General features: G+C 34.8%; 13 protein-coding genes and 1 tRNA gene. 7 read left to right on the top strand and 7 right to left on the bottom strand.

The annotated features are described in order from the left end of the window. The first annotated feature begins 2 nt into the window (after positions 1–2). The 3 genes from ACFQ18_RS10450 to ACFQ18_RS10440 all read left to right on the top strand — a co-directional run bounded on the left by ACFQ18_RS10450 (position 3) and on the right by ACFQ18_RS10440 (position 2002). Positions 3–368: a PTS glucitol/sorbitol transporter subunit IIA gene (locus ACFQ18_RS10450; RefSeq protein WP_047185616.1), complete on the top strand. Its 366-nt coding sequence runs from the start codon at positions 3–5 to the stop codon at positions 366–368. Positions 369–438: 70 nt separating this feature from the next. After that, entirely contained in the window at positions 439–1236 is a 798-nt protein-coding gene (locus tag ACFQ18_RS10445) for an SDR family oxidoreductase (RefSeq protein WP_060668468.1), read from the top strand. An 85-nt stretch (positions 1237–1321) separates the two neighbouring features. After that, complete coding sequence (locus ACFQ18_RS10440) at positions 1322–2002, top strand: transaldolase family protein (RefSeq protein ID WP_047185614.1); 681 nt, start codon at positions 1322–1324, stop codon at positions 2000–2002. Between the two features lie 190 nt (positions 2003–2192). On the opposite strand, the gene ACFQ18_RS10435 is transcribed toward ACFQ18_RS10440, so the two are convergent. The 3 genes from ACFQ18_RS10435 to ACFQ18_RS10425 form a co-directional block, all read right to left on the bottom strand. Then, positions 2193–3332: an AI-2E family transporter gene (locus tag ACFQ18_RS10435; RefSeq protein WP_047185613.1), complete on the bottom strand. Its 1140-nt coding sequence runs from the start codon at positions 3330–3332 to the stop codon at positions 2193–2195. Between the two features lie 150 nt (positions 3333–3482). Continuing rightward, positions 3483–3854, bottom strand: coding sequence for a hypothetical protein (locus ACFQ18_RS10430; protein ID WP_114351375.1), 372 nt, complete (start codon positions 3852–3854; stop codon positions 3483–3485). A gap of 246 nt (positions 3855–4100) precedes the next feature. Then, positions 4101–5264: an MFS transporter gene (locus ACFQ18_RS10425; protein WP_047185611.1), complete on the bottom strand. Its 1164-nt coding sequence runs from the start codon at positions 5262–5264 to the stop codon at positions 4101–4103. Positions 5265–5479: 215 nt separating this feature from the next. On the opposite strand from ACFQ18_RS10425, the gene ACFQ18_RS10420 reads away from it, so the two are divergent. Next, a complete protein-coding gene (locus tag ACFQ18_RS10420; protein WP_047185610.1) occupies positions 5480–6307 on the top strand; it encodes a squalene/phytoene synthase family protein in 828 nt (275 codons plus the stop codon). A gap of 288 nt (positions 6308–6595) precedes the next feature. Continuing rightward, a complete protein-coding gene (locus ACFQ18_RS10415; protein ID WP_204798291.1) occupies positions 6596–8140 on the top strand; it encodes a BCCT family transporter in 1545 nt (514 codons plus the stop codon). 54 nt (positions 8141–8194) lie between these two features. On the opposite strand, the gene ACFQ18_RS10410 is transcribed toward ACFQ18_RS10415, so the two are convergent. Both ACFQ18_RS10410 and ACFQ18_RS10405 read right to left on the bottom strand, forming a co-directional pair. Beyond that, complete coding sequence (locus ACFQ18_RS10410) at positions 8195–8386, bottom strand: hypothetical protein (RefSeq protein ID WP_145523745.1); 192 nt, start codon at positions 8384–8386, stop codon at positions 8195–8197. Between the two features lie 68 nt (positions 8387–8454). Beyond that, entirely contained in the window at positions 8455–8937 is a 483-nt protein-coding gene (locus tag ACFQ18_RS10405; protein ID WP_204798290.1) for a hypothetical protein, read from the bottom strand. Between the two features lie 271 nt (positions 8938–9208). Here ACFQ18_RS10405 and ACFQ18_RS10400 point away from each other — a divergent pair, with 271 nt between their 5' ends. Beyond that, entirely contained in the window at positions 9209–9952 is a 744-nt protein-coding gene (locus tag ACFQ18_RS10400; RefSeq protein WP_047185606.1) for a MerR family transcriptional regulator, read from the top strand. Positions 9953–10410: 458 nt separating this feature from the next. On the opposite strand, the gene ACFQ18_RS10395 is transcribed toward ACFQ18_RS10400, so the two are convergent. Further along, positions 10411–11001 carry a hypothetical protein gene (locus ACFQ18_RS10395; RefSeq protein ID WP_128723429.1) on the bottom strand — a complete coding sequence of 197 codons (591 nt, stop codon included), beginning with the start codon at positions 10999–11001 and terminating at the stop codon, positions 10411–10413. Positions 11002–11297: 296 nt separating this feature from the next. On the opposite strand from ACFQ18_RS10395, the gene ACFQ18_RS10390 reads away from it, so the two are divergent. Then, complete coding sequence (locus ACFQ18_RS10390; RefSeq protein WP_047185604.1) at positions 11298–11618, top strand: DUF4870 domain-containing protein; 321 nt, start codon at positions 11298–11300, stop codon at positions 11616–11618. Positions 11619–11705: 87 nt separating this feature from the next. Here the strand turns inward: ACFQ18_RS10390 and ACFQ18_RS10385 are convergent. Continuing rightward, positions 11706–11778: transfer RNA gene (locus tag ACFQ18_RS10385), tRNA-Ala, on the bottom strand. Positions 11779–11794 lie beyond the last annotated feature (16 nt).

Below are 11794 nucleotides of genomic sequence, written 5' to 3'. Positions count from 1 at the left end.
AAATGGCAGAAATTATTTATACAACAGAAGTAACTAAATTGGGAGAATCTGTAGGTGAGTTTTTAGAACAAGGCATGTTAATTACATTTAAAGACAATGCACCTCAGGAATTAGCTGAATTTTGTATTCTTCATTCTGAAAATAACTTACGTCAAGATATTACAGTTGGAGATACACTAACAATAGGGGAAGAAAGTTATCAAATTACCGCTGTAGGTGAAGCAGTAAACAAAAATTTATCTTCTTTAGGACATATTACTCTCCGCTTTGATGGTTCAACAGAAGCAGATTTACCAGGAACTCTATGTCTTGAAAATAAAAAGATAAATGAAATTCACGTAGGTGACAAAATTAAAATTGAAAGATAAGAAGTCGTCGTTTTAACGACTTCTTTCCATATTATATAGGTAAAAATCTAACAGATAGGAGTAATGTAGGATGCAAAAATCATGGACAGACCTTGAAGGAAAAGTAGTTATCGTAACTGGAGGAAATTCCGGAATTGGACAACATATTTCCAATACACTTCAACAAAATGGCGCGAAAGTTGTTATTGCCGACTTAAGTGTTGAAACAGGAGACGTAGATAATTTTTATCATGTAAAAACGGATGTAACGAACAAAGAAAGTGTTGAAAATATGGTCCAATTAACAGAGGAAAAATTTGGCCGCGTGGACGCACTTGTGAATAATGCTGGTGTTAACCTTCCACGTCTACTTGTAGATGTCAAAGGGGAAAAACCGGAATATGAATTAGATGAAAAGTCATTTGACTTCATGGTAAATGTAAACCAAAAAGGACCTTACTTATGTGCGCAAGCTGCTTCAAGACGTTTTATTAAGCAAGAAAAAGGTGTTATTGTTAATATCACATCAGAAGCAGGTATGGAAGGTTCCGCTGGTCAAAGTATTTACTCAGCAACTAAAGGTGCCTTAAATGGCTTCACAAGATCATGGGCAAAAGAGCTTGGAAAATATAACATCCGCGTAGTTGGGGTTGCACCAGGAATTAATGAAAAAACTGGTTTAACAAATGATGCTTATAATGAAGCTTTAGCATATACAAGAAATGTAAAAGTGGAAGACTTAGAAGGTAATTATACTAGCTCTATTCCATTAGGTCGTGTTGGTAAGTTAGATGAAATTGCTGACTTAGTAACATACCTTGTATCTGATCATTCTTCTTATATTACTGGTACTACTATTAATATTTCAGGTGGAAAATCAAGAGGATAAGCGAGATAGGATAATGTGTTTTTAGCAGGGAAGATAGTTTATGCATTCTTCCCTGCATAAATATAACTAATAAGGGGGAGAAAGCGTGAGACTTTATATTGATTCAGCAAATACAGATCAAATTACCCGATTAAATAAGTATTATCCAATTTCAGGTGTAACGACTAATCCTTCTATTCTTGTAAAAGAAGGAAAACCATATCTAGAAGTTGTAAAAGAAATCCGTTCCATTATTGGTGAAAATAAAGAGTTATTTGTTCAAGCTATAGGTGAAACAGCAGAAGAGATTGTAGAAGAAGCTCGTTTTGTGACAAGAGAGATTTCCGGAAATGTTGTTGTGAAAATTCCTGTAACCGAAGAAGGAATTAGAGCGATGCAATTATTAAAAGAAGAAAATATTCCAACATTAGCAACAACCGTATATACTGCATTCCAGGCTTTAATAGCTGCAATGGCAGGTGCAAAATATGTAGCGCCGTACGTTAACCGTATCGATAATCTAACCGGTAATGGTGTACGAGTTGTTGAAGAAATCGCTCAATTATTTAAAATATATAACCTTCCGTGTGAAATTTTAGCGGCAAGTTTTAAAAACTTACAACAAGTTCATGATGTATGTTTAGCTGGGTCAGAAACAGTAACAGTTGCTCCGGAAATTATTGGAAAAATGATAGCTTTTCCGACTACTCCAACGGATGTTAATGATTTTAAAAACCAATGGACAACTCTTTATGGTGTTGATCATACTAACCTTACAAATTCGTAGTATTTCAAAAAAGTGAGGCTAGGACATTACTAAATTGACCATCCATAAAGCCAAGTAATTTCTAACTTAATTAAGTGATATAATAAAAAACCCAAACTATTACGAAACTCTTAATAAGAATTTCACGTGATAGTTCGGGTTTTTTATTGTCTGGAACACTTAATGAATAAGAAAGTAAACACCAAGTCCCCTAATATTTCCCATACTCATCCCCATAATAATGGTTGTAACGATTTTTAAATTTATTATATAGATAAGAAACTAATACCTTAAGAATGGCATATCCTGGTATTCCTAAAATAACTCCAATTAATCCAAATAAATTACCTGCAACAAGTAAGACGATAATAATCGTCAAAGGATGAATCTGCATGGTTTTCCCCATGATGTTTGGAGATATAAAATTTCCCTCTAGAAATTGAACAACTATCCAAACGATGGCAAGTTTTAAAAGCATGAAAGGGGAATGAACAATAGCAATGATAATAGCAGGGGTGATTGCTATTGTTGGTCCAAGATATGGAATCACACTTGTTGTAGCAGCAACAATGGCAAGAGTGATTGCGTAATCGAGACCAATAATATTGTAACCAACAAATAACAGTAAACCAATACATGAAGCAACGATAATTTGTCCTTGGATGTATGACCCAACTTGAGTATCCATATTTTTCAGGATTTGATTTGTATCATCCCGAAATTTTGGTGGTAATAATTTTAAGAAAAAATCCCTAAATCGAGTTCCATCTTTTAATAGGAAGAACAAGATGAAAGGAAAAGTTATAATGGAAACAAAGACATTTGTGACAGTGCTGGCTACGTTTCTAAACCCTTGAAAGGCATCTACTAAATAAGTTCCAACCATGCCGGGAATATTACTAAAGTTAGTAACAAACCAGTTATATCCTTCATCGTAATATGGTCCTAAAAAGGAATTTTGAAGCCACATGGTAATTACATTCCCCAAATGGTTTAAATAATTGGGGAAATTCTTCGCTAAATCCTTTACTTGTACCTCAATAGAAGGAGCGATTAATAAAATAAGACCGGTTAATAATCCGCCAATCCCAAGTATAAGGATAATAATTCCCCATATCCGTTTAATACGGAACCTCTCTAAAAAATCTACAATTGGATTTAAGAGATAATAAGCGATAAATGCCAAAATAGTTGGTGGCATAATCGTTGAAAAGATAACAATGATCGGATGGAATATAAATGAAATTTTATTATAAATAAGGATAGTAATACCGATGAGGATCAATAAAACCAATAAATATAGAAGATTTTTCCCTCCCATAAATTTAATAAACCGACTTGTTTGTTTCATAGTAGATTTCCTTTCCAATTTAAAAATCAAACTTTAATGTGATTAATCTAATTATAGTTTAAAAAGAGAGTATGTTCCAATTACATTGCGTTATTTTAGGTATTGAAAAAGTGAAAAATAAAAGGAGTAGAAGCCAATTCATCAAGGCCTCTATCTCCAGTAATCATTTTTCTTATCCAAACACCAAGCAATGACTATTTTTTTATTAGCCGGTATATCCAGGAAGTCTTTTATAAAAATCTTGATCATTCGTTTGTTTTCTCGATCAGTGGACTGGGATAGGAAAGCTACTCCCAGGTACCAACTTTTCCCAACCTTTATTTTAATGTTATATGTCCCGGGTTTAGGTAAGTTTATTGATTCATCAATTGTGATTGCTGCTGTATGGTAATTAGGTATATTATTTCTAATGGTATCTAAGTGAATATTGCCGGGTGTATGGTACGTATATGTTGTTGAAATTAGCGTATTCTTTAGCTTTCTTTTTGTAATTGTATTTTTCTTAGCTAAATTTGTGTTCATAACCATCACTCCCTCTTGCTTAAATGTGAATTTATTCACTATATTTATTATACATGGAAACGTTTTATATTAGCAATGCCTTTTTGTGTCTAATTTGTTACAAGTTGATTTGTAAGTATTTGTTGTATTTTGTCCCTTGAATATATGGTTAGGAAGGATTGTGAAAATAGTAATAATCTTTGATGGGAAAAGTAAAATGACTATAGTTTATACTATAGCCATTTTATAATTGAAATAAACCTTAAACTAGTTCATTTTATAGGTTTGGATACTATGTTTCTTTCTCATTGAAAGCGTGGCAGTTCCTAACGAAAGGATTGCCAGCATTCCTCCAAACGTTGCATTGTTGGCAACGGATGTCATGTCAATAATGACACCTCCAATCGATGAACCTACTGCAATGCCTAAATGAAGGGATGAGTTATTTAAGCTAATTTGAATATTTGCTGTTTCTGGTGCTGTTGCCATTAAGTGACTTTGCATTGGTGGAGTTACAGCCCAACTCATCATGCCCCAAATGATTAAATTGAATAGAAATAATGGTAAAAGAAATGTGGTATGTGAAATAGTTAGAATAGCAATACTAAAAATAATAATTACCATTTTAATTGTTCTATTCGAACCATATCGATCTCCAAATAATCCTCCGATTGCACCACCACTTACAGCTGCGATTCCGAAAATAAAGTAAATAACACTAACCCACGCTTCATTTAAACCAATATAATCCTTTGTGAATGGGGTTAAATACGTATATAACGTGGAATGTCCTGCTAATAAGAGGAAGGTGGTCATATGGGCAAATAATATCCTGCTATCTTTAAGGGAAGCAAATTGCTTCGTTAAGGATGATTGTTTCTCAGCACCAACCTTTTCCATTAAAAAGTAAATACCTGTTATGGAAAGTAAGGTAAGGATAGTAATCATGATAAATGGTGCTCGCCATCCAAATGAATTTCCTAGCACCAATCCAATTGGTACACCAAGAACAATCGAACCACTTACACCCATATTAACAATTCCAATTGCTCTTGCACGATAGGCCGGCTTTACAATCGTTGCTGCCATGACAACGCAAAGCACGATAAGTAAGGAACTACTTGCTGCGGATACAATTCTTGCGATAAAGAGAATCGTATAGGATGGACTAATGGCGGCAATTATATTTCCTATTAAGAAAAAGAATAACGTGATAATGGTTAGCTTTTTTCTTTCTATTGTGGCAGTTAAGAAAGATAGGATAGGACCTGATATTGCAAACGTTAGTGAGAAAATCGTTATAAGCAATCCAGCTTGTCCAAGCGTAACACCTAGGTCATCCGCCACTAAATCTAAAATTCCTCCAATAATTAATTCAACCATTCCAACCACAAAGGAAACAATAGTTAATAAATAAACTCGTTTATCCATATATTTAAGCACCTTTCCAAGCTCGTGAATCATTTCCTATCGTATGATTATTTGGTAGTAATTACAAGTACAACTGCATTTTCATTTTATTTAAAAAACTAGGTTTATTTTTTTATAAATGGGGTATAAAAAATACTAACCTAATTATTTACAAAGAATTTAATTGGAATGTTTGTTATACTGGTGAATAGACATGGAAGGAGAAAAGCAAGTAAATGAGTAAAGAAAAACAACTTCAAAAAGATACAATGCGTGTATTAAAAGATACAAGTAGAACCTTTTACATTCCAATTAGTCTATTAAACCACACGTTAGAGATGACAGTAGGTTCTGCATATTTGTGTATGCGAGCAATAGATGAGATTGAGGATCATCCATCCCTTGAACCCGAGATAAAGCAGGAACTTTTATATTCCATAAGTGAATTATTAAATGGAATATCTTTTGACGAATCGGCTTACGAGGAATTATTAAGGCCTTACGCGGCTGATTTTCCTGAAGTAACACTGAGAATGTCAGATTGGTTATCCGTATGCCCAGAAGGAATAGTGGATAAAGTAAAAGAATCCACGAGTATTATGGCAAAGGGTATGGCAAAATGGGTTAAGAAGGACTTTGTCATTCAAACGAAAGAGGATTTGGATGATTATACCTATTATGTTGCAGGTCTTGTCGGTGTCATGTTATCTGATATTTGGAGATGGTATGATAACACAATAACCGATTATGAATTAGCTATTGGCTATGGCAGGGGATTACAAGCTGTTAATATGCTAAGAAATCAGGATGAAGATGCAGAACGAGGGGTTCGCTTTCTACCAGAGGGCTGGACTCGAGAAGACTTATTTCATTATGCAGAAGAAAATTTAAAAATGGCTGATCAATACATAAAATCGATAAAAACGAAGAAAATATTAGTGTTCTGTAAAATACCTTCGTCCTTAGCTAAAAAGACTTTACACGTAATGAAAAATGGCGAAGATAAGATGTCCCGTAAAGATGTGGAATCTACAGTTGATGAAATTTTAAATAATAACATATAAGCGTTTGTTTAACCGGTCTAGTGATTGGTTAAACAATCATTATGCGTCAGGATTATTCAGAATAATCAATTATATAGGGGAAAAGTATGAGGGCTTTCTTAAAGAAGTCTATTTGACGATTTTTGCACAGTTTACTATAATGGGACACTGGTCAAAGAATTGAGCAAGTTGGTGGATTTGTCATTGAATACTTTTGAACATCTTGTATTCAATTCCATCCAACGGTCTTTAATGGCAAAGCAATATTAAATTTTAGACACTTGCTCCTAAAATATTAGGAGGAAAAACGTGAAATCAAAACAGAATCTAGATTGGCCTGTATTTATTATTAGTGGTGGATTTTTAATTGTATTTATTGTTTTATCGTTTATAAATAGTGATATGGTGGGAAAAGGAATTGATAAACTATTCTCTCTTTCCGCTGAACTTTTTGGTGCTTATTGGCAAGTCTTGCTTTTATTAAATTTTCTTATTGGCATAGTCCTTGCCCTTTCTAAATATGGGAAAGTAAAATTAGGAAATATGGACAAGCCGAAGTATAGCTTCTTTGGTTGGGTTTCGATGATATTAGTTACGTTACTTGCTAGTGGAGGTGTGTTTTGGGCTGCCTCAGAACCGATGTATCACTTTATACAAGCAGCGCCATTATTTGGTGATGTGGAAAACAATAAAATCTCAGCAGCCTTTGCACAATCATATCTACATTGGGGATTCACTGCATGGGCGATATTAGGAACATTAGCTACCATTGTAATGATGTATGTTCACTACACAAAGAATTTACCATTACGACCTAGAGGATTATTATATCCGATTTTCGGGGAGAAAATATATCATAAAAGTGTAATTGGTACCGCTGCGGATGTTTTTTCTATTATTGCAACGGTAGCAGGGACTTTAGGACCTTTAGGTTTTTTAGGTCTACAAATATCGTATGGTTTAAATCACTTATTTGGTATTCCAAATACATTAACGATTAGTATTATTGTTGTGCTTGCATTAGTAACGATTTCCGGGATCTCAGCTGCAACGGGTGTTGACCGTGGAATCTATATACTAAGTAATTATAATGTTAACTTCACTATTCTTTTAGCAATTATAATACTCTTCATCGGACCTACATCTTTCATTATCGATGCTTTTGTAGGTGGTACAGGATTCCATGTTCAAAACTTTTTTGAAATGAGTTTATATCGTGGTGACCATGATTGGTTAGGCGGTTGGACAATTTTCTTCTGGGGATGGTTTATAGGATATGCACCTATGCTAATCGTTTTTATAAGCCGAATCTCACGTGGAAGAACCATTCGAGAATTGATCATTGCCGTTTCAATTGTTGCACCATTAGTTACTAACTTCTGGTTTTCCATTGTTGGTGGAACAGGAGTATTCTTTGAAATTGAAAAACCAGGATCTATTTCTAATGCTTTGAATGAAGGTGGGATGGAGACTGCGGTAATGGCGATTACCAGTCAATTGCCATTCCCAACATTATTTGGGTTAGCCTTTCTATTAGTTTCTATTATTTTTGTTGCAACAACTGCAGATACAATGGCTTATACGGTGGCTGCGACATTAACTGGTAACGATAATCCTAAAAAATGGCTTCGTGTATTTTGGGCAGCTATCTTTGGGCTTACTACTGCGGTGATCTTGACAATCGGAGAAGACAGCATTACTGCTATTCAAAATTCGATAGTCATATCGGCTGTACCCGTCTCACTTCTTATCTTACCACCGTTGTGGAATGCCCCTAGAATCGCTAGAAAAATGGCTTTACAACAAGGTTTAATTTGGGAAAGAGAAATGAGAAAGAAAGTAAATAGATATTAAAAAAAATCCTTTACCTATTCTAATATTGGAATTGGTAAAGGATTTTTATTAATTTTAAAGCTTATTAAAGAGCGAGCGAAGTCCAAGGAAGATGATTGCCACTGAAAATACAATTACTGTAATTGCCCCGATCCAAATCATTAAAGTTGCAATCGGGCCTGTAAAAAGTGTAGTGACTGTTGTTAGTCCGATTAGTGAAAAACCAGCGGCTATAGCAGCTAAATATAAAAGAGCTAAAATGTTCATCATTACCCCTCCTTTTATTCTAATTTTATGTGAAAGGAGGAAATATGATTGTACCAATAACTATATTATTAAAAACATTGAAAAGATTGTATTTGGTCAAGATCTATTCCGAAGTATACCCATCTCCAACCAATCCAGCGGTAACCTGCAACGGATCTTCTTCCAATAAAGGTTGGGTAAAACCAGAAAGCGTCTCTTCTTAACCAAACGTAAGTGAATCGAAATAAACAACCACGTATTGCACCGGGATCTACTGCAAAAAGTTGGGTTTGTGACTGTTGGGGAGTGAAGTTAGGTGGCGGGGCTGTTGGTGGCCCCGCCTGTTGCTCACCTTGCCCAGGTGTACCTGGCTGTCCCGGAAATTGACCAGGCGTACTTGGCTGTCCAGGAAACTGACCGGGCCCACCAGGAAATCCTCCACCTGGAATCCCGGATCCTGTTCCAGGGAACCCCCCTTGGCTAGGAAACATTTGATTCCATGGAAAATTAAATTGCCTTTCATCATCATCATAGTATTCGGTATGGTAGTAATAAGGATCATAATAGTTCATTACATATTCCTCCTCAAAAAATTAGGTCCTTACATTATATGGGGGAAAGTCTAGTTTGATATAGATATAGCAAAGAATAGGCAGTTACCCAGGAACCTAAACCGGCATTAGGACTACCACCTCAAACTTCTAGGAAACAAAGAGGGTAGGTGGGAGATCAACTTCTCACTGATGGAAGGTCTTCTTTATGGACAATGAGGAAAAAATGAAAAAAGCAGTTGACTCTAACGTAACGTAATACCTTATATTGTGAGTAAGGGAGGGGTTATTTTTGCATGTAAAAGAAGTATCTGAGCTAGCAGGGGTGAGTATACGTACGCTTCATCATTATGATGAAATTGGTTTGTTAACTCCGAAAAAGATAAACGGATCTGGGTATCGTATATATTCTGAAGCGGATTTAGAAAGGTTACAACAGATCCTGTTTTTTAAAGAGCTTGGATTTAGCTTGAAAAAAATAAAAGAGATTATGAATAGCTCTTCCTACAAACAAGAAGAAGCATTAGAAATACAAAGAGGGATGTTGATAGACAAAAGAAAACGAATTGATAAAATGATTCAAACCATTGATAAAACGATTCAAAATAAGAAAGGAGAAATTCAAATGACTGATAAAGAGAAGTTTGAGGGGTTTGATTTTAGTCATAACCCATACGAGGATGAGGCAAGAAAAAAATGGGGCGATCATGTTGTAGATGAATCCAATGCTAAAATTAAACAATTATCCAAATATGAAAGGGAATCATTAGAGAAAGAGTTTAATGATATTTACAGAAAGTTGGCGGAAATCCGTCATGAGTCTCCTGATTCTGATATAGCTCAGGAAAAGATTGGTTTATGGTACGTTTATTTAAATAAAATAGGTAATTACTCTCTTGATGCCTTCAAAGGCCTTGGACAAATGTATGTGGATGATGAAAGATTTACTAAAAATATTGATAAGTTTGGAGAAGGATTGGCGAAGTTTATGAGAGATGCGATGGCGGTATATGCTGAGCGTAATCAATCGGAATAAGATGGCACAAGATTAAGTAATGATTACGTTTTGACAATGTTCAACATTTCCTGGGAAATACCGACAGATTATTTGGATGTTATTTGTCTTAGGATGCGTACCAAACGGTATATAAAGATATTCCTAAACTAAAAGGAAATAGCAAAAGAAATCCAAATCATGTAATCACTCTCCAAATCTTGTGTTTTTGGTATAGATGTTGTATATTCTGAATAGAATATGGTGTAGGCGAGGGAATTATCCCTCACCTATTGTTTTGGTTAGGACTTTCGCTTAGTGGAGCGAGAGTCTTTTTTGTTTCTTTTGTTGTTTTAATAGCTTTTTAATAGCTATCGTGAGGTTAATTCCTGCAACAGCTAAATTAATCAAAGATGTTAGGAACACCAAAACGGTCACCACCTCCATAATTACAAAACAAAAAAGACACCCGTTTAAGAGTGCCTTAATAACATAATCTATTAAAAATCTACTTTCACATCATGTTCGGCTAAAGTTTCATAAGTTTCATCATCAACTATAATTAGTGTGAATTCAATATCCTCTTTCATTTCTGGTAGAGCGCCCTCATAATTTTCGATATCCATTTTACCGTTAGCTTTTTTATCTCCGGCAATATCTTCACTAAAGAATACCATGTCATCTACCATTGTACCGTCAATCGAAACGTCACGTGCTTGAACGGTCAGCTTATCACTTGTTTTATTTTCCAAATCGAAGTTAATCGTATATTTTTCTTCATCAAAAAGTTCATCCACCTTATGTTCTACACTTACTAATGTGGCTTTTATGTAATTATCATCAGCAACAACTTCCGCAACTTCCTTTGTTTCTGATTCCGCCTCTTCATCGTTTTCTTCATTTGCATTCTCTTCATCTGTGTTTACGGAATTAATATCTTTTTCTTCCGTAACTTCATCGCCACAGGCTGCTAAGCTTGCAACAACAAATAATGACATTAATAATATTAGTATTTTTTCATAAATACCGATTCCCCCTAACAATTTATCTAAATACGGGTATATTATCCTATATGTGGTAAAATAATGCAACAAAACACCTACCCTAGTATAAAGGAAATTTAGTTAGTTAACTCACTCCTTGACCCCTTAGAATAAATCGGTTATTCTAAGGGGAGAATATGGTTGGGCGAAGGAAATCTCTCGCCTTTGAATTTGGGGATTCTTACTTTGTCGAGTGAGAGTCTTTTTGTTGTCTTGGGCACATTTTTAAAAGCTATTGCCTAGTTTAGGTCTAAATGTAATAGGATTATTGATGATATTTCCGACTATGTTTTTGGTTGCTAAAGTTCAAATTGCTTATCTATTAATTAGGAAATCAGGTGATTATGATAGAAGAAAATAAATTATTATCTGCACTGTGTTATTGGAGTATCTTTTTTGCACCTATCTTATTTCCAATCCTTGTGTGGATTTTCGGAAATGAAACAACCAAACTACATGCGAAAAAAGCACTATGGACACATATAATTCCAGCCATTGCTTCACTTATTGCTATTCTTGTTCTTGGAACCTTAGGATTAGGGTTATCAGAACCTACTGGAGCATTTTTCATTGCAACCATCATCGCTGTAGTCATATGTTTCCTTATTGATATATACTACTTTATTTGGAATATAATTAAGGGGATAAAAGTAATTACTTATTAGAATTCCGATATGAAGGAGTTATGAAAAAAACACTCTTGCTCATTCTATAGTTGAATAAGCAAGAGTGTTCTTTTGTTTGGTTATGAATGGAGCATAGGGGGCTCGAACCCCTGACCTCTTCACTGCCAGTGAAGCACTCTCCCAGCTGAGCTAATGCCCCGATTTATTACCATTAT

Origin of the sequence: Oceanobacillus caeni, assembly GCF_042678465.1 — a bacterium.
GTDB lineage: Bacteria > Bacillota > Bacilli > Bacillales > Amphibacillaceae > Oceanobacillus > Oceanobacillus caeni.
This window is presented reverse-complemented; position numbering and strand designations above follow the sequence as displayed.